The organism is Paenibacillus alkaliterrae (assembly GCF_021532375.1).
Lineage (GTDB): Bacteria > Bacillota > Bacilli > Paenibacillales > Paenibacillaceae > Pristimantibacillus > Pristimantibacillus alkaliterrae.
This window is the reverse complement of record NZ_JAKGAP010000070.1, coordinates 15780-33640: the sequence shown is the minus strand read 5'-3', so window position 1 is coordinate 33640 and position 17861 is coordinate 15780. Positions and strand designations below refer to the sequence as shown.

The 17861-nt window shown below is 49.1% G+C and carries 13 protein-coding genes, 12 tRNA genes and 1 pseudogene; 24 read left to right on the top strand and 2 right to left on the bottom strand.

The genetic code is table 11. The features are described 5' to 3' along the window. Positions 1 to 169: 169 nt before the first annotated feature. The 8 genes from L1N85_RS22275 to L1N85_RS22240 all read left to right on the top strand — a co-directional run bounded on the left by L1N85_RS22275 (position 170) and on the right by L1N85_RS22240 (position 943). Positions 170 to 245: transfer RNA gene (locus tag L1N85_RS22275), tRNA-Asn, on the top strand. A 4-nt stretch (positions 246 to 249) separates the two neighbouring features. Beyond that, positions 250 to 325: transfer RNA gene (locus L1N85_RS22270), tRNA-Thr, on the top strand. Positions 326 to 364: 39 nt separating this feature from the next. Next, positions 365 to 439: transfer RNA gene (locus L1N85_RS22265), tRNA-Glu, on the top strand. A gap of 31 nt (positions 440 to 470) precedes the next feature. Next, positions 471 to 546: transfer RNA gene (locus L1N85_RS22260), tRNA-Val, on the top strand. A gap of 9 nt (positions 547 to 555) precedes the next feature. Continuing rightward, positions 556 to 630 (top strand) — tRNA-Gln (locus tag L1N85_RS22255). A 10-nt stretch (positions 631 to 640) separates the two neighbouring features. Next, a tRNA-Lys gene (locus L1N85_RS22250) sits at positions 641 to 716 on the top strand. Between the two features lie 22 nt (positions 717 to 738). Further along, positions 739 to 821 (top strand) — tRNA-Leu (locus L1N85_RS22245). 39 nt (positions 822 to 860) lie between these two features. Then, a tRNA-Leu gene (locus tag L1N85_RS22240) sits at positions 861 to 943 on the top strand. A 174-nt stretch (positions 944 to 1117) separates the two neighbouring features. On the opposite strand, the pseudogene L1N85_RS22235 reads toward L1N85_RS22240, so the two are convergent. Beyond that, positions 1118 to 1210, bottom strand: a pseudogene (locus tag L1N85_RS22235) (CAP domain-containing protein); the annotation flags it as partial. A 131-nt stretch (positions 1211 to 1341) separates the two neighbouring features. Then, complete coding sequence (locus tag L1N85_RS22230; RefSeq protein ID WP_235241255.1) at positions 1342 to 1635, bottom strand: hypothetical protein; 294 nt, start codon at positions 1633 to 1635, stop codon at positions 1342 to 1344. 769 nt (positions 1636 to 2404) lie between these two features. Between L1N85_RS22230 and L1N85_RS22225 the strand changes: the two genes are divergently transcribed. The 16 genes from L1N85_RS22225 to L1N85_RS22155 all read left to right on the top strand — a co-directional run bounded on the left by L1N85_RS22225 (position 2405) and on the right by L1N85_RS22155 (position 17859). Beyond that, the gene (locus L1N85_RS22225) at positions 2405 to 3250 is read left to right on the top strand and encodes an ABC transporter ATP-binding protein (RefSeq protein WP_235241254.1); all 846 of its coding nucleotides are present in this window, start codon (positions 2405 to 2407) and stop codon (positions 3248 to 3250) included. Positions 3251 to 3610: 360 nt separating this feature from the next. Further along, a tRNA-Gly gene (locus L1N85_RS22220) sits at positions 3611 to 3685 on the top strand. A 6-nt stretch (positions 3686 to 3691) separates the two neighbouring features. Further along, positions 3692 to 3768: transfer RNA gene (locus tag L1N85_RS22215), tRNA-Arg, on the top strand. 34 nt (positions 3769 to 3802) lie between these two features. Next, a tRNA-Pro gene (locus L1N85_RS22210) sits at positions 3803 to 3879 on the top strand. Between the two features lie 18 nt (positions 3880 to 3897). Then, positions 3898 to 3971, top strand: a tRNA-Gly gene (locus L1N85_RS22205). Positions 3972 to 4249: 278 nt separating this feature from the next. Further along, the gene (ppc, locus tag L1N85_RS22200) at positions 4250 to 7054 is read left to right on the top strand and encodes a phosphoenolpyruvate carboxylase (RefSeq protein ID WP_235241253.1); all 2805 of its coding nucleotides are present in this window, start codon (positions 4250 to 4252) and stop codon (positions 7052 to 7054) included. A gap of 170 nt (positions 7055 to 7224) precedes the next feature. Further along, complete coding sequence (locus L1N85_RS22195) at positions 7225 to 8283, top strand: S1C family serine protease (protein ID WP_235241252.1); 1059 nt, start codon at positions 7225 to 7227, stop codon at positions 8281 to 8283. A 290-nt stretch (positions 8284 to 8573) separates the two neighbouring features. After that, positions 8574 to 9140, top strand: a complete 567-nt coding sequence (sigW, locus tag L1N85_RS22190) for an RNA polymerase sigma factor SigW (protein WP_235241251.1) — start codon at positions 8574 to 8576, stop codon at positions 9138 to 9140. Between the two features lie 106 nt (positions 9141 to 9246). Beyond that, positions 9247 to 9885: a zf-HC2 domain-containing protein gene (locus L1N85_RS22185; RefSeq protein WP_235241250.1), complete on the top strand. Its 639-nt coding sequence runs from the start codon at positions 9247 to 9249 to the stop codon at positions 9883 to 9885. Between the two features lie 140 nt (positions 9886 to 10025). Beyond that, complete coding sequence (gene cdaA, locus L1N85_RS22180) at positions 10026 to 10868, top strand: diadenylate cyclase CdaA (RefSeq protein ID WP_235241249.1); 843 nt, start codon at positions 10026 to 10028, stop codon at positions 10866 to 10868. Next, on the top strand, positions 10861 to 12243 hold the full coding sequence (locus L1N85_RS22175; protein WP_235241248.1) for a CdaR family protein: 1383 nt from the start codon (positions 10861 to 10863) through the stop codon (positions 12241 to 12243). The genes cdaA and L1N85_RS22175 overlap by 8 nt, the downstream gene beginning before the upstream one ends. A gap of 61 nt (positions 12244 to 12304) precedes the next feature. Beyond that, positions 12305 to 13645: a phosphoglucosamine mutase gene (glmM, locus tag L1N85_RS22170; RefSeq protein ID WP_235241247.1), complete on the top strand. Its 1341-nt coding sequence runs from the start codon at positions 12305 to 12307 to the stop codon at positions 13643 to 13645. A 570-nt stretch (positions 13646 to 14215) separates the two neighbouring features. Next, entirely contained in the window at positions 14216 to 16048 is a 1833-nt protein-coding gene (gene glmS / locus L1N85_RS22165) for a glutamine--fructose-6-phosphate transaminase (isomerizing) (RefSeq protein ID WP_235241246.1), read from the top strand. Positions 16049 to 16263: 215 nt separating this feature from the next. Continuing rightward, complete coding sequence (locus L1N85_RS28045; protein ID WP_407946544.1) at positions 16264 to 16608, top strand: helix-turn-helix domain-containing protein; 345 nt, start codon at positions 16264 to 16266, stop codon at positions 16606 to 16608. A 54-nt stretch (positions 16609 to 16662) separates the two neighbouring features. Further along, positions 16663 to 17022, top strand: a complete 360-nt coding sequence (locus tag L1N85_RS22160) for a hypothetical protein (RefSeq protein WP_235241245.1) — start codon at positions 16663 to 16665, stop codon at positions 17020 to 17022. Positions 17023 to 17031: 9 nt separating this feature from the next. Continuing rightward, on the top strand, positions 17032 to 17859 hold the full coding sequence (locus tag L1N85_RS22155; protein ID WP_235241244.1) for a TnsA endonuclease N-terminal domain-containing protein: 828 nt from the start codon (positions 17032 to 17034) through the stop codon (positions 17857 to 17859). The last annotated feature ends 2 nt before the right edge of the window (positions 17860 to 17861 follow it).

Below are 17861 nucleotides of genomic sequence, written 5' to 3'. Positions count from 1 at the left end.
TCCTAAATAAGTTTGCCTGGACCCATACATCCGGCAGACAACAGCTAATAAGGTTTCAGCAAACCTGACTTTCGTATCCAGTTTTCAAGGCGCAATAAGCCTTGGTTTTCAACCGTGCCTCTTTTGCAGTTGAAGCTCTTGGAGACATTTCAACTCAAAAGTGCAATGTTCCCTGATAGCTCAGTTGGTAGAGCACTCGACTGTTAATCGAGTTGTCACAGGTTCGAGTCCTGTTCGGGGAGCCATTATGCTCTCATAGCTCAGTAGGTAGAGTGCATCCATGGTAAGGATGAGGTCACCGGTTCGATCCCGGTTGAGAGCTCCAGAATACTTTCAATTGTAAGACAAGCTTCAATTTTAGCATGGCCCGTTGGTCAAGTGGTTAAGACACCTCCCTTTCACGGAGGTAACAGGGGTTCGAGTCCCCTACGGGTCACCATTTCCTTCATTAGAAGGATTCATTATCCCATGGAGGATTAGCTCAGCTGGGAGAGCATCTGCCTTACAAGCAGAGGGTCGGCGGTTCGATCCCGTCATCCTCCACCATATCGCTGCTGGGGATTAGCCAAGCGGTAAGGCAACGGACTTTGACTCCGTCATTCTCAGGTTCGATCCCTGAATCCCCAGCCATTTATAATTTGAGTCATTAGCTCAGTTGGTAGAGCACCTGACTTTTAATCAGGGTGTCGTAGGTTCGAATCCTACATGACTCACCATTTTTTATCTCTTTTCAAATGTGCGCGTATGGCGGAATTGGCAGACGCACCAGACTTAGGATCTGGCGGGCGACCGTGGGGGTTCAAGTCCCTCTACGCGCACCACACTTTCTTTAACAGCATAGTTTTACACGTTTCACCCACGCGCGTATGGCGGAATTGGCAGACGCACTAGACTTAGGATCTAGCGGGCGACCGTGGGGGTTCAAGTCCCTCTACGCGCACCATACTATGAAAAAACCCTTGGCGAACAAGGGTTTTTTGCTGCATTCAGGAACTTTGCGGAAACCGGCGGCTTTGAGAAAATAAAACGACTCCTTTCTGTACCTTTTTTAGGTATAGAAAGGAGTCGTTTGTTGTCGTTCGCTATTACATTCAATTAGCCGATAAATTCTTGAACCCGGGCTCGATTGGCCGCTGGCGATACTCTCCCCGGCATAGCTGTAGGTAATTTCGAACTCTCTCATCATGTCGAACGGAGAACCGTACGATGGAATCAATAACCAACCTTTCGTTTTTTTCTTGGGTTATTTTCTCTCGGGAGCTTTGCCGCTATCCAGCTTACGACGAAACAAAATGATGCAAAAAAAGAAACACACCCACTAATAGGCGTGCTTCATGGCAATTAAACGCTTACGGTCGTTGGCTTCACGGCGGCGTTGAACGCAGCGCGATTACTCCAAAGGAAAGAAACGACGCTGTCATATTCCTCAAAAAATAATTCATTATCGTCGATGTAATCCTCGCCTAGCCCATGAACGCTGAATCGATTCTCAGGATAGTTCATTAAGGTCCATTGTCCTCCACGTTTGCGGTCGTCAAAGACCAGGTAAAATTTTCTCCCTACATCATCCCATTGAGCTAAAGATGAAAAATTGTCCAAAACAGCCTCAATGTCTGTTTTCTTTTTAATTTGCATGCTCTCCCACCTTTTTCTTATCGAATAATAAAGGAATATTTCAGCGTCACTCAGCATAAGAACAAGTCCAGAATAAATGAAACGGAATAAAAAGTCTGTCAAACGATAGGAGCGTCCCATAGAAATATTTGTCGAATCATGTCATTCGCCGGCTCCTTATAATTTGAATCACACTGCCATAAACCGATTATAATCAATGAGATAAGATATCAAGCAGAAAAGATATCAAAAGCGCCATCAATAGATAGGCGGAGCCGTCGGACAATAAGTATAACGGATAGAATAGCGGTTTGAAAAGCTCTGTACCGATCGAACCGGATTTCAAGCTTCTATCCACTTTGCTGCAGAGTAATTCCTTCCATCGCTCCGCTTCCGATGACAACTCCCCAGATCGCGGTCTGAATGAGAATCGTTAGGATATTGCCCAGCAGGCGAAGCCACACTTCGGAGCGGTATACCAGCTGGTTGGAAAAGGATTAAAGGCCTTACTAAATATAAGTTCGATTAGTGTATTTGCATTTTTTGTCATAATGCGAATCATTATCAACGAAACTATAGCAGACGTATCTTCACTTTGTCTATACGTTAAATTTAATATTTTGTTCACCATTATAATTAGCATTATAATCGTTGACATTTATCTTGAGAAACATTATCATTAGATAGTCATTGATAATCGTTATCAAATATGGTTTTGAAATGAAATTGTAAACATATATTCATTCAGAAGGTGTCTGCCTCCCGGCAGCGGAAGGAGCGTGTATGTCCAATGATTCGTCTAACGACTTCAAGTCTTGACATTGCTTATGATGATCGTCTGATTGTCCAAAATTTAAATATTGCCATTCCCCAAGGGAAAATTACGGCGCTGGTAGGAGCGAACGGCTCCGGCAAGTCGACGATATTGAAGACGATGGCCCGTATTATGAATCCAGCCCAAGGCAGTGTGCTTCTGGACGGCAAATCCATTCATAAGCAGTCTACGAAGGAAGTGGCGAAGCAGTTGGCCATCCTGCCGCAAAACCCAACCGCGCCAGACGGTCTGACGGTCGCGGAACTTGTATCCTATGGGCGTTTCCCTTATCAGAAGGGCTTCGGCTCGATGAGCAAGGATGACCGCAGCATCGTGCAGTGGGCAATTGAAGCGACTGGCATGAGCCATTTCGCAGAACGTCCGGTCGATCAGCTTTCGGGCGGGCAGCGTCAACGCGCATGGATTGCCATGGCGCTGGCGCAGGAAACCGAAATCCTGTTCCTTGACGAGCCTACAACATTCCTCGATATGGCGCATCAGTTAGAGGTTCTTCATTTACTTCAAAACCTAAATGAAAGCAACAATCGTACTGTCGTCATGGTTGTGCATGATTTGAACCATGCCGCACGCTATGCGCATCATATGATTGCGATCAAGACAGGTGTCGTCGTAGGAGAAGGCTCGCCGCTTGAGGTTATTACGCCTGAAATCATGCGTGAAGTGTTTAATATCGAAGCAGACATCGTGCAGGACCCGCGCACGGGCGTTCCGCTTTGCTTGCCATTCGCTCTAGCGGGCCAACCGGCGGCGGAGAAGGCGGCAATAGGCAGTCACTCGACGTTGGCCGCAGCAGGCGCATAGTGTAGCGGAAACCGCGCTCCCTCGCAGGGACCGCGGTTTTTTGTTGTTTATGCCAGGGGTACTCTTGTGCAGCTATGAGGCTTGGAACAGCGGCGGACGGTAAAGGAGGTTTAATGGTAATGCCCTTAATCATTAGCTGAATGAATGATTAGTGAGCTGAACCTCACCGTCATGAGGCTTGGTTCGATAGAAGCGAGTTTAAAAAGGTCATAAAACATAGGGAAATCAAGGATTATTACCGTTCGAAAAAATAATTTATCATTTTCTTCGAAAAACAGTTGCATTTTGTTTTCAGGGGTGATATATTATTACTTGTCGCCGCGATGATATGAATTACAAACGGCTAACACGATATAGCGTGCGGAAGTGGCTCAGCGGTAGAGCATCGCCTTGCCAAGGCGAGGGTCGCGGGTTCGATTCCCGTCTTCCGCTCCATAATATGTGCCCTTAGCTCAGCTGGATAGAGCGTTTGACTACGAATCAAAAGGTCAGGAGTTCGAATCTCTTAGGGCACGCCATTTTCACTTAAGCAGTTGCATTTTTTTCGCATCACGGGACGTAGCTCAGCTTGGTAGAGCACCTGGTTTGGGACCAGGGGGTCGCATGTTCAAATCGTGTCGTCCCGACCATCTTTAACTTTTTGTTTTGCGGGTGTAGTTCAATGGTAGAACTTTAGCCTTCCAAGCTAATAGCGTGGGTTCGATTCCCATCACCCGCTCCAACTACAAACGGTAAAGTCCTTGATCACTCGAGGGCTTTTTTTATGTTTAAGCACATACTTAGATAGTCAGCCAAATTGGATTCCCGCAGCGGGAGGCGCCATTCTATTTAGCCGAGATTGGCTCCGGGGCTTCAACCCTGTTGGATTTTGTAGTATGATGGTAGAAGTCAAAAATACGTTAATGAACTGCGATTATTTTACGAGGTAAGTTTGCATTCGCAAACTATGCATATGCTTACGAAGCGATTTTTACTTCGTGAAAATTTAGGAGGAACAGTATGTCGGATCAATCTGAATCAACTTTGACCACCAACCGGCCGCAAGCAAACAATTTGCTTCGACGCGATGTCCGATTTCTAGGCAATATTCTCGGCGAAGTGCTAGTTCATCAAGGCGGGCGCGAGCTGCTGGAAATGGTTGAGCGCATTCGCGAGCAAAGTAAAGCGCTCCGCGCCGAATTTGTGCCGGAGCTATTTGAACAATTCAAAGAAACCGTATCGTCCCTAAGCCCGGAAATTAGACATCAAGTAATAAGGGCGTTTGCTATTTACTTCCAACTTGTTAATATTGCCGAGCAAAATCACCGGATTAGACGGAAACGCGACTATGAGGTTTCCGCCGGCGAAGCGGTACAGCGCGGCTCGATCGAGAGCGCCGTTCAGGATTTGAAGGAGCGGGGCATCGCGATTGACGACGTTCAGCATATTTTGAGCAGCATTTCCCTTGAGCTTGTGATGACAGCCCATCCGACGGAGGCGACCCGCCGAGCGGTGCTTGATATTCATAAACGGATTGCCATGGATGTTATGGAGCTGGATAATCCGACATTGACCTACCGCGAACGCGAGAAGCTGCATGAGAAGCTTATGAATGAGGTTCTCATTTTGTGGCAGACTGATGAGATTCGCGATCGTAAACCAACCGTTATCGACGAGGTGCGTAACGGCCTGTTCTATTTTGATGAAACTTTATTCGAGGTATTGCCTAGCGTCTATGAAGAGCTGGAGCGCTGCCTGAGCAAATATTACTCCGATGAGAACTGGCATGTGCCGGATTATCTGCGTTTCGGTTCCTGGATCGGCGGAGATCGCGACGGCAACCCGTCCGTAACCGCTAAGGTCACTTGGGAGACGATTACGCTGCACCGCCAGCTGGCGATTCGCAAGTACGAGGAGAAGCTTCACGAGCTTATGGATCTGCTCAGCTTCAGCACGAACCTGATAACGGTGTCGGATGAGCTTGTAGAATCGATTCGTCTCGACCGCGAACATGTCGAGCTCAAATGCGTTGAACTGTGGAGAAATACGAAGGAGCCATACCGGATTAAGCTTGGTTTCATGCTGGAGAAGCTGGCTAACACGCGCGACGAATCGCTTAAAGGTTCGCTTATGCGCTATAACCACCCGGATGAGCTTCGCGAGGATCTGCTCGTAATCGACCGCAGCCTTCGCAATCACTATGCGGATTACGTCGCTGATACGGACTTAGCGAAGCTTGTCCGCCAGGTTGAGCTGTTCGGCTTTCACCTTATGGCGCTTGACGTACGTCAGCACAGCCAAGAGCATGAGAACGCGATGTCCGAGATTTTGGCGAAAATGAATGTAGTGGCTGACTATGCCTCATTGTCTGAAGAAGAGAAAACAGATCTGCTTCATCGTCTCTTGAACGATCCGCGCCCGCTTACATCGGGGCACTTGGATTATTCTGATTCAACGCGTGAATGCTTGAACGTCTACCATACGATCTATCGCGCACAACAGGAGTTCGGTGTGAACTGTATCTCCAGTTATCTGATCAGTATGACGCAAGCCGCGAGCGATATGCTCGAGGTTATGGTATTCGCGAAGGAAGTCGGCTTGTTCCGCAAAGAGTCGGACGGCACGGTTCGCTGTACGTTGCAGTCGGTGCCTCTGTTCGAGACGATTGACGATCTTCATGCGGCGCCGGCGATTATGAAGGAGCTGTTCGAGCTGCCGATCTACCGTCAAGCGGTTGCAGCTAGAGGCAATTTGCACGAAATTATGCTCGGTTATTCCGACAGCAATAAGGATGGCGGGGTTGTAACGGCGAACTGGGAGCTGCGCGTAGCGCTGAATGATATTACGGCTGCCGGCAAAGAGTACGATGTGAAGCTTAAGTTCTTCCATGGACGCGGCGGAGCGCTCGGACGCGGCGGCATGCCGCTTAACCGAAGCATCCTCGCACAGCCGCCGCATACCATTGGCGGCGGCATCAAGATTACGGAACAAGGCGAAGTGCTTTCCTCGCGTTACTCCATGCAGGGCATTGCTTATCGCAGCTTGGAGCAAGCGACGTGGGCGCTGATTACAGCGGCTCGTCTGGCGAAATATCCGGAGCAAGCGCCGCAAGCGGAAGAGGAGTGGGAGGAGATCGCGCGTTCGATTTCCGAAACGGCGCTCAAGAAGTATCAGGATCTTATTTTCCGCGATCCGGATTTCTTAACTTATTTCAAGGAATCGACACCGCTGCCTGAGGTTGGCGAGCTTAATATCGGTTCGCGTCCGTCGAAGCGGAAGAACAGCGACCGCTTTGAAGATTTGCGGGCGATCCCTTGGGTATTCGCTTGGACACAAAGCAGATACCTGCTGCCTGCTTGGTATGCGGCTGGCACCGCGCTCAAACAGTATGTAGGCGAGGATGCGGGCAAGCTGGAGACGCTGCGTACGATGTACGAGCAGTTCCCTTTCTTCCGTTCGCTTATCGATAATCTCCAAATGGCTTTGGCGAAGGCTGATTTGCTGATCGCGAAGGAATATGCGGATATGATCAAGGACAAAACGATCCGCGATCGCATCTTCGAGCAAATCGAGCAGGAGTATAAGCTCACGTCCGAACTTATCCTGAGCATCACGGGCCAATCGGAAATTTTGGATAACGTACCGGTTATCCAAGAATCGATCCGTTTGCGTAATCCGTACGTCGATCCGCTCAGCTATATGCAAGTGCAGCTGCTTACCGAGCTTCGCGCCTTGCGCGATAAGGACGAAGATGATCCGGAGCTGCTTCGCGAGGTGCTGCTGACGATCAACGGCATTGCCGCAGGTTTGCGGAATACAGGCTAATAAAAGAGCGGTCGCTTTGACAGGCTCGCCATAGAATGCCAGTCCAGGCGCTTGTGCCGGGCTGGCATTTTTCTTATGTTCCTTTTAAATCCGCTTAAGTTTCGTTTAAGGTACATCCTGCATGATAGGTTCATAGGGAATAGACACCTGCAATTGAAAGGATGATCATTATGAACGATGATAACAAACGGCAGGCAGATAAAAGTACTTATCTGCGAGCTACTTACGAGAAGGAGCTGGGCATGCATATGGACCTGATCAAGCCTTCGATGGGCGGCGGCAAGCGTTCGAAGCGCGCAGGAGCAAGTTCGGCAAGAACGATGCTGGCCTCTTTCCTCATCGGGGCAGTCGTGATTGGCGGTTTCTCTTACATGGCGGACAAAAATAACGTGTTTAGCGGTAATTCAGCTGCGGTGCAAAGCGCGAACGGCGGCGCGGCGGGCAGCCCGACCCGGCAGGATGCGGGTTTGACGACAGCTTCGCTAGCCACGGGTGAAGATATCGCGGGCATCTATGCAGCGGCAAGTCCGGCAGTCGTGAAGATCGAAACCTACGCGGAGCCGGCCCGTTCGGCCTCAATGTTCGAAGATCCAGCCTTTCGTCCATTTTTCGGCGGCGATGCTGGACGAGGCGGACGTCAGCAGGAACAGCCGCAAATAGAGGAGCAGGGCAGCGCGGAGCTTGAGCTGGCAGGTTCCGGTACGGGATTTTTCTTCGAATCGGACGGCTATATCTTGACGAATGAGCATGTGATCTCTGGTGCGAAGGAGGTTAAAGTGACTGTACAAGGCTATGATGAACCGTTTACGGCAACTGTGCTTGGATCAAGCTATGAGCTTGACTTAGCGGTGCTGAAGGTGGAGAGCCAGGGCGGCAAAGCCTTTCCTTCATTGAAGCTGGGAAGCTCTGACGACATGCAAATCGGGGACTGGGTCATCGCGATCGGCAATCCGTATGGCTTCGACCAAACCTTGACGATGGGCGTGCTGAGCGCGAAGGAGCGGCCAATAACGATTGCGGACGAGCAGGGCGAGCATCAATATGAGCATTTGCTTCAAACGGACGCTTCAATCAATCCGGGTAATTCCGGCGGACCGCTGCTTAATGAAAGCGGCGAAGTAATCGGAATCAACACGGCGGTCAACGCCGAAGCGCAGGGCATCGGGTTCGCAATCCCTGCGACGACGATTACGAAGGTTTTGGAGCAGTTGAAAACCAACACGCTGTAATGAAGTATGCACAATTGTTGCAGGAAAGATGAACGGTTTTAAAAAGTCTTGGAAGCTTATTTCGGCTTTCAGGCTTTTTTTTGCATTCGGCTCCTTGCTTCTGGTCAAAGGTCGAATCGTTACCTAGCCTCAGGTCGATTGCCGTGTTTGCGTTAAACGTTTATAATGGGCAGGATGGTTTGCATTTTCTGCAATTGTCTTGCTTTTTCGGTGCAGGTGGATTACGATTTTTTAAGAGTGATTAGGGCTCAGACGATAGCCGAACGAACGGAAGGTTTGGAGGAGTCAAGGTGAATGTATTGGAAGCACGCCTTGCGAGGTTAGCGCTCAAGGGCGATCAGCAGGCATTTGCTGAGCTTGTCGACCTGTATCAGGATAAGCTCTTTCATATGGCCTATCGGATGTTAAACAGCCGCCAGGAGGCGGAGGATATCATCCAGGATACGTTTCTTCGCGTGTACAAAAATCTGGACAGATATGACGAAACGTTGAAGTTTTCGACATGGATCTACCGAATTGCAACGAATTTATGCATAGATCGGCTGCGTAAGCGCAAGCCTACATATTCATTGGACGCAGAATCGACGGATCACGAGGGGCTGGATGGTTATTCGATGATTCCAAGCGATAATCGAACGCCGGAGACGGAGCTGCTGCTGTCGGACACGCAGCGGATTATTCATGCGGCGATCGCATCGCTTCCGCCGAAGTACAAGACCGTCATGACGCTTCGGTATATGCAGGATTTTTCCTTGCAGGAGATTGGCGACGTGCTAGATATGCCGGTAACGACGATTAAGACGCGCGTGCATAGAGGCAGGGAATTTCTTCGCAAGAAGCTCGAGCATAAATTATAGCTAGAAAAAGATTCGGCAAAAAAAGTGAAACATCCCTTCACAAGCAACGTATCCTAATAGCAAGAATAGAATATGCGCGAGCAAGTGAAAGAAAGGACTGGCTGCTATGAATTGCAACGTCGCCATCATATGGATGCATGATTATTTGGACGGCGAGCTGCCTCGTGAAGATATCGTTACGTTAAAGGCTCATTTGCTTTCATGTCCGGCTTGTCGCGGTCGGTTGGAACAGCTCCAGAAGACGGACGCCGCGGCATTCCAATCTTTAGAAGCGATTAAGCCTGCCGCGGAGTATGACAAGAAGGCGTCGGAGCAGTTAACGGAGCGGATTATGCAGCAGCTGCCGAAGCAGAAGAGCGAGCAGCGAAGTGGTATCGTACGGTTAATTTATAAGTACCCAGGCGTAACCGCAGCTGCAGTGTTCGCACTCGTCATGTTAGGCAGCTTCTTAACCATGTGGGAAGAAGACGCGAAGCTTATCGTATCGGGCGAGGATCTTCAGCAGATCATAATAGAAGGCAATACCGTAATTGTGCCGGAAGGGGTGCATTTAACCGGAAATTTGACGGTGGAGAACGGAGTCGCGGATGTGAAGGGTGAGATCGATGGCAACGTAACCGTTATCGACGGCACCTTGAATCTCGCTTCTACAGGATATATAGCAGGTCAGAGCCGAACCATTGATCGAGCGCTGGATTGGTTCTGGTATAAGGTGACGCAAACTTTCGGCGGCAGTTCTCGTTAATTCGACCGGCCTCCCTTATGCAGGGGGGCATTTTTTAATTTATTTTTGAAAAAAAGGATTTCCAATCCCATATCTAGAAAATAATAAAGTTGATATCCGAACATAGACACGAAGCGGAAACAGCTGTTGGGGGTTGGCATATGAGTTATTTCTTGGATTTAACTTGGCATGACTATGTAAAGGACATTATCGATGTTGGCATCGTTAGCTTTATTATTTATAAAATGATACTGCTCGTTCGAGGAACCCGTGCGGTTCAACTGCTGAAGGGCATTTTCTTGCTCGTTGCGGTATGGGCGCTGAGCACCTGGTTCAATCTGTATACGTTGAAGTGGCTCATGAATCAGTTGTTTACGCTCGGGATCTTTTCCGTACTCATTATTTTTCAGCCGGAGCTGAGAAGGGTGCTGGAGCAGCTTGGACGCGGGAAGCTGTTCGCGCGCTCGAACACGCTCGACCGGGACGTGGTGAATGAGCAAATTGACGGCGTCATTAAAGCGATACGTTTTATGGCAGAGCGCAGAATCGGCGCGCTAATCGTATTTGAGCGCAGTACCGGCCTGAGCGAGCTGGTTGAATCGGGCATTCGGATGGAATCGAAAATTACGTCCGAGCTGCTCATTAACATTTTCACGCCAAATACTCCGCTTCATGACGGTGCGGTCATTATTCGCGGAAATCAAATTATGGCTGCGGGCTGTTATTTGCCGCTGTCCGAAAATCCTTTTATAAGCAAAGAGCTTGGGACCCGCCACCGTGCTGCGATTGGCGTCAGCGAAGTAACGGATGCGGTATCCGTCACGGTATCGGAAGAAACCGGACAAATTTCTTTGTCGCTTGGCGGAATGATCGTGCGGGACATTAATGAGGAGTCGCTTATCTCGAAGTTATTCGACGAGCTAACGCCGAAGACGAGCGGACGCAGCAAGGAGCGATTGTCCATGTCATCGTTCTGGAAGCGGAAAGGAGGCGGAAATGGATAAATGGCTAAATCATCCCACCGCGCTCAAAATTATTTCGATTATACTTGGATTGTTATTGTGGGCGGTTGTACATATCGATCCGGATACGTCGCCGCAGACCGTCACATCAAATATTGATACGAAAACGATCGAGGCATCCGTCATTACGGCGGACGGCCTGGATGAGGATAAATATGTGCTGTCCGCGATGGAGCCGACCGTAGTCAGGCTGGACGTGCAGGGGCGTTTAACGGACCTGATGAGGGCGTCCTCCGATGATGATTATATCGTGAAGGTGGACTTGAAGGATGCGAAACCTGGCATACAGGAATTGCCCCTGACCGTAAGCTTACCTAAAGGCATTCAGCTGGTGCAGATGTCTCCGCGAACCGTGACGGTTCAGCTTGAGGAAATACTGACGAAGCCATTCGAGCTGCAAGTCGTTGCGGAAGGAAAGCCCGCGGACGGCTTTATCGCCGGAACGCCGACAATCATTGAGCCGACTGGCGCTGTTGAGGTCACGCTGCCGAAGGACGATATGAGCCGAATTGGAGTCGTATCGGCGGAAATTAATGTTGAGGGTGCAGATAAAACGGTAGTCATTAAGAAGGCCAAGGTGGTCGTATATGATTCGGAAGGCATTGAAATGACGAATGCTGTCGTCTCGCCTGAAACGGTACAGGTCGAGGTAAAGGTTACGCCGCCATTTAAAACGGTCCCGTTGCAGGTAAGGTATACGGGTAGCTTGCCTGACGATCTGAGCCTAGTGTACGTTAAGCCGGCTGTCGAGCAAGTAACGGTTTACGGTGATCAGAAGACGCTGAATGAGCTGCAAATTTATGATGGTGTTGTTCTCGATTTATCTAATGTGAAGAAGAGCGGAAGCCTGCAGGTGAAAACCCAGCTTGTAAATGGCATTAAAGGAGTAGATCCTGCCGAAGTGACGCTTGAGGTCGTCGTGGCGCCAATCGTCACACGAACGCTTTCGGGGCTGTCTGTTGCGATAGAGGGCGCGGCAAGCGGATTGTCCGCGGTTATTCGCTCTCCGGCAGACGGAAACTTTGATCTGACTGTAAGCGGGGCGGAAACCGTGCTCTCCAAGCTGAAGAAGGATGATATTCATATCATTGCCAACGTGGAAGGACTGGAGCCTGGCGTACATGTCGTGCCCCTCCAGGTCGACGTGCCGCCCTATGTCCAGACGGTTCTGGCAAATGGGCAGACGTTGACGGTTTCCATTGAACTGGTCGACAATGCCTCCGTGGAAGCAGAGCAGGAGGAATCGGAGGAGGTAGGCGGCACACCATCAAAGGAGCCGGAGGGAGCATTGCCAGATCCGGGCGGAGAGAACAGCGGCAGCAGTAATGCTGCTAACGGGTCGAATTCAAATTCTTAATTGAAGAAGAGGCTATGTAAGAGATAGGATAAGCAGCAAATGACAAAGGAGCATAATGATTATGGGGAAATATTTCGGTACTGACGGTGTGCGCGGTGTAGCTAATCGCGAGCTTACGCCAGAGTTGGCATACAAAATCGGTCGCTGCGGGGGTTATGTTTTAACACGGACAGCTAATAAGCCTAAGGTCGTTATCGGCTTGGATACACGGATATCGGGTCCAATGCTGGAAGCTGCACTAATTGCAGGATTATTGTCGATCGGTGCAAGCGTCGTGCGTCTTGGCGTTGTTTCGACGCCGGCCGTCGCTTATATTACGAAAGAGCTTGGGGCGGATGCGGGCGTCATGATTTCGGCATCGCATAACCCTGTGGAAGATAACGGCATTAAATTTTTTGCGGGCGACGGCTTCAAATTATCCGATGACACCGAGCTGGAAATCGAGCAGCTCATCGATGCGGAGACGGATGTTTTGCCGCGTCCGGAGGGCGGAGATATCGGAGCGGTATCAAGCGACGATGAAGCGAAGCAGCGCTATCTTAACTATCTGAAAACGACGATTAAAGGTGAGTTTAGCGGATTGAAAATGGTGTTAGACTGCGCGAACGGCGCTGCATTCGAGCTTGCACCCTCCGTATTCCGTGAGCTTGGAGCGGAAATTATAACGGTAGGAGCGGAGCCGGACGGTCTTAATATTAATGCAGGCGTCGGTTCGACGCATCCGGAATATTTGCGTGAGCAGGTGCTGAAGCACGGCGCGGATCTCGGGCTTTCTTTTGACGGGGATGCTGATCGTTTGATCGCTATCGACGAGAAGGGCGAGGAGGTCGACGGCGACTTTATCCTTTGCATGATCGGCGATGCGATGAAGCGCGCGGGCAAGCTGAAGGAGGATACGATCGTTACGACTGTAATGGCGAACATCGGCTTCTTCAAAGGAACGGAACGCATTGGCTTGAAAACGGCGAAGACTGCGGTCGGAGACCGTTACGTCATGGAAGAAATGCGTCGGGGCGGCTTTAATTTAGGCGGTGAACAATCCGGCCACGTTATTTTCCTCGATCATATTACGACGGGTGACGGCATCCTGACGGCGCTTCAGCTCGTCGATACGCTTGCTGCCTCAGGCAAGAAGCTTAGTGAGCTTAAAGGTTTGATGCGTAAATATCCGCAAAAGCTTGTGAACGTACGCGTTGCAGACAAGAGCCTATATCAAGGAAATGCGGCAATCGAGGTAGCTGTGAAGCGGGTAGAGGCTGAGCTTGGCGATAACGGACGTGTATTGGTTCGTCCATCCGGAACGGAATCGCTCATTCGCGTCATGGCTGAAGGTCCTGACAAGGAGCAGGTTGAGGCTTATGTCGCACAAATCGCCGATGTAGTGAAAAATGAGCTAGGTTAATTTTTCATCATAATCTGTCGAAGGTCTGTCGAAGTTAGCAACCGATAGGCCTTCTCTGTACTTTTTGGGAAAAAAGGGATGATAATTTTCAAAGAGCGGGTTGCGGTGAGGAGAAAAAATGAATATGATAGGTAGTGTGATTCAAGAAGGAAAGCGAGGATAGAGGTATTTAAGCCTATTAAGCGCCAGAGCTTGCGTGATGAAGGACCGGTTTCAGAGCTGTTGTATAGAGCTTGAGACGGGTATTCATACGGGAAGCTGACGAGGTGAAGGTGTTCGAAACATTCGGCGGGGACCTTCCGGTATTTGCAAGCCAACCGAAAGCCGTTACGCAAAACGGCCGGGCGACCGGTCCTACAAACGTGCGGCAGGCTTCTAAATGATATTTTGTTTAAATTCATTTGCTCCTGTATGTCCAGGATGCCGCCAGTGGGGTGGGCATGGGCAGTGGAGTTACATTTTCCGCAACGAATGGGATTATTTTGTGACAACTTCATATTTGCCCTTGCCATACATTGGCAAGCATCCGGTCAGGACGGGAAATACACTTTATCGGAGGCTTTTTAAATTATGTGTGGAATTGTAGGATATATTGGTAAACGCGACTCGCAGGACATTTTGCTCGAAGGATTGAAGAAGCTGGAGTACCGGGGTTATGACTCTGCCGGTATCGCTGTCTTCACGAAGAACGGGCTCGAGATTACGAAGTCCAAAGGTCGTTTGGCGAATTTAGAGAGCTTGCTGCGCGAAGAGCCGCTTGCCGGCTCCGTAGGTATCGGTCATACGCGCTGGGCAACTCACGGTAAGCCGTCGGATGTGAACTCGCATCCTCATACAGACACCTCAGCGAAGTTTTCCGTCGTTCATAACGGCATTGTCGAAAACTACCTGAACCTGAAGGAAGAACTGTCGGTGAAAGGTCATGTATTCGTGTCGGAGACGGATACGGAGGTTATTTCGCACCTTGTTGCCGACGAATACGACGGCAACATTGTCGAAGCGGTACAACGGGCGGTTAAGCGTATGCGCGGAGCGTTTGCGCTTGGCGTCTTAACGGAGCATGAGCCTGAGCGTTTGGTTGCGGTTCGTTTCGCCAGCCCGCTTGTTATCGGAGTAGGCGAAGGCGAAAACTTCATCGGATCGGATATTCCGGCAATTCTGGAGCATACGCGCAACGTGTACATTTTGAACGACGGCGAAATGGCTGTATTGACACGCGATGGTGTCGAAGTGATGACGACTGAAGGCGAAATTATTTCCAAGGAAATATTTCATGTCGATTGGGATCTTGTAACGGCGGAGAAAGCCGGATTTGATCACTTCATGTTGAAGGAAATCTACGAACAGCCAAAGGCATACCGCGATACGATGATGAGCCGTATCACAGAGGACAGCAAGTCGGTTGAGCTGAAAGAGCTGGGTATGACAGTTGAATATATCAAGTCGATTCGCAAGGTGCATATCGTAGCTTGCGGAACGGCTTATCATGCAGGTCTTGTAGGTAAATCGGTAATCGAGACGCTTGCCCGCATCCCGGTCGAAAATGATGTCGCTTCGGAGTACCGTTACCGCTCGCCGATCATTACCCCGGATACGCTCGTTATCGTCGTAAGCCAATCCGGCGAAACGGCGGATACGCTTGCCGCGCTTCGCGAAGCGCAGCGCAACGGCGCCCGCGTGCTTGCGATCACGAATGTAGTCGGCAGTTCGGTCGCCCGCGAAGCGGATCATGTGTTGATCACATGGGCCGGTCTTGAAATCGCGGTTGCTTCAACAAAGGCTTACACATCGCAGCTTATTGCGTTCTATCTGCTTGGTCTGTACCTAGCTGAAACGCTTGGGACGCAAGAAGCATCGCATATTGCAGACGTTATTGCGGCCATGCAGCAGCTGCCGGAGCAGGTCGATAGCATACTCGAGCAAGCAGCTGTGCTAAAGCAAGTGGCGGAGTCGATCTCGCACCACAAGCATCTCTTCTTCATCGGCCGCGGAGTAGACTACGCAGTCGCTCAAGAGGGCTCGCTGAAGCTGAAGGAGATTTCGTACATTCACTCCGAAGCCTACGCGGCTGGCGAGCTGAAGCACGGAACGCTGGCGCTGATCGAGGATGGTATCCCGGTTATCGCGTTAGTCACGCAAGAAGAGCTTTACGAGAAAACACTTAGCAACATTAAAGAAGTGAAGGCGCGCGGCGCTCACGTTCTAGGTATCGCTAACGCAGGCGCGGAAGAAGAGGTAAGCAAATCCGTCGACGAACTGTTCGCGATTCCGAAGACGCTGCCGATTCTTTCTCCAGCGCTGTCGGTTATTCCGCTGCAATTGATTTCCTACTATGCTTCGCTGGCGCTTGAGCATGATGTTGATAAGCCTCGGAACTTGGCGAAGAGCGTTACGGTGGAGTAGTGGCTAGTTAGTATGTTTTGGAGTTGTTCAGTGAAAATAAAGTATTAGACTGAAAAATAAAGTATTAGACTGTGAAAATAAAGTATTAGACTGAGTAAATAAAGTATTAGACTGCTGGGTGTGACAGCATTTACTCCAAATAACAGACATCATGAGCTTGAACCCCGTAATTGTAACTAATTACGGGGTATTTTTGTTTTCTGGAGCTGATACAGTTGAATCTAGGTGAGAAAGTCAGATTTATTCGAAAATCAAATGAATTGAATCAAAAGGAATTTTCGGTCAGGATTGGAGTCTCACAAGGGACACTTAGTGATATTGAACGCGGTGTTTGCCTCCCGTCATGCGAAACGATTATTGCACTCAGAAATAAATTCAAATGCGACTTGAATTGGCTACTTGCAGATGACGTTGAGTCGACTTCTGTTCAAACCAATGTATCAAATGAGGAATTGGAATTGCTCGAAAGCATTCGATCCCTCCCTACTCGCGAAAAAAACGAATTGTTTGAAATCATACATATCAAGCTAAGGAAAAATAAATATCCGTTTACGGATTAAAAAATCCGAAAAGTGTAATCATGGTAACATTACCGAAAAAAGCGGGGTGTTACCTTGGAAGAAGATAAATTGGATATAGGAATCGTAACTCCAAGCGGGATCTGGTTTGATGGGAAAATCTATTCTTGCTCATGGGCTGTTCGACATCAATGGTTTAAGCATGCCGAGTTCATTGGAGGCTGGCCAGTATCCATAAGAAGTCATGAGGAGAAACCAGATCAAATAGAAGTCATATTGAATGATGGCAATTCTGTCGTGTGCATAAGGATAGATCACATACCTGTTAATTCAGCGAGACTCGATGCTTACTATCTGGAATTTCAAAGGTTAGTGACTTTAAGGAAACAGCGGCAGGCTGTGAAAGAAACCATTCCAGAGGATCAGAGACATTCGGATGAGCCTACTAACAACTGAGGTGAATGAATGGCCAAACGAAAAAGGCAACTAACCGAAGCGAAAATCGAAAAAATGATTAAGGAAGGCAGAGGTCAAGGTACCGGTAAAGACTATCTTCCTTGGCTCAAGATTCAGGACGTTCCATCGGAAGGCAGAGCAACTCGTGGCGTAGGCTGGACGACTGGCCGAAGACACGAGCTTCTTTCGGATATTGAGCGTGATTATTGTTATCTGCTTGACTATGCAGATGAGGTCTCGGATATCCGTGAACAATACCCTCTATTGCCACTTGAGGAAACCTTGATGATTGCAGAGAAAATCGGAGTAAATCATCCGCAGGATCCTAAAACTGGCGTTCCTATCGTGATGACTACGGATTTCCTAATTACCTACGGGGACAAGGATTGTGCAAGGACTGTGAAGCCTTTTAGTGAAATGGAAGATGAACGCACGATAGCCAAGTTTGAAATTGAGCGGGTCTATTGGGAAACGCGTCATATAGATTGGGGCATTATTATTGACCGTGATTTACCTGATGTGCTGATTAGAAATATTGAGTGGGTCCATAAGGAGTACCTTAACGAGGATGTATCTGATCTAGGTGTGTTTACTATTCGCAATTTAGAACAAATGCTCGCTGCCCGTTTAGACGAAGGTGAGGCAATATCGAAGGCTTGTTTAGCTTGCGACGAACGATTAGGACTAGAAGTTGGAACATCTCTTGCATTGTTCCGTCATTTTGTCGCGCGTAAAAAGTGGTCTGTAAATATGAATGAAAGAATCATTCCGACTCTCCCTGCGAAAGAGTTTAAGATAGCAACTCCTGAATATAGACTTGAAGCAAAAGGCGGGTGATT

Excerpts from the sequence above, each read along its gene's own strand:
- L1N85_RS22175 (WP_235241248.1), top strand. The coding sequence starts at position 10,861 with ATGGATAAATGGCTAAATCATCCCACCGCGCTCAAAATTATTTCGATT.
- L1N85_RS22195 (WP_235241252.1), top strand. The coding sequence starts at position 7,225 with ATGAACGATGATAACAAACGGCAGGCAGATAAAAGTACTTATCTGCGA.
- cdaA (WP_235241249.1), top strand. The coding sequence starts at position 10,026 with ATGAGTTATTTCTTGGATTTAACTTGGCATGACTATGTAAAGGACATT.
- L1N85_RS22230 (WP_235241255.1), bottom strand. The coding sequence starts at position 1,635 with ATGCAAATTAAAAAGAAAACAGACATTGAGGCTGTTTTGGACAATTTT.
- L1N85_RS22185 (WP_235241250.1), top strand. The coding sequence starts at position 9,247 with ATGAATTGCAACGTCGCCATCATATGGATGCATGATTATTTGGACGGC.
- glmM (WP_235241247.1), top strand. The coding sequence starts at position 12,305 with ATGGGGAAATATTTCGGTACTGACGGTGTGCGCGGTGTAGCTAATCGC.
- glmS (WP_235241246.1), top strand. The coding sequence starts at position 14,216 with ATGTGTGGAATTGTAGGATATATTGGTAAACGCGACTCGCAGGACATT.
- L1N85_RS22225 (WP_235241254.1), top strand. The coding sequence starts at position 2,405 with ATGATTCGTCTAACGACTTCAAGTCTTGACATTGCTTATGATGATCGT.
- ppc (WP_235241253.1), top strand. The coding sequence starts at position 4,250 with ATGTCGGATCAATCTGAATCAACTTTGACCACCAACCGGCCGCAAGCA.
- L1N85_RS22155 (WP_235241244.1), top strand. The coding sequence starts at position 17,032 with ATGGCCAAACGAAAAAGGCAACTAACCGAAGCGAAAATCGAAAAAATG.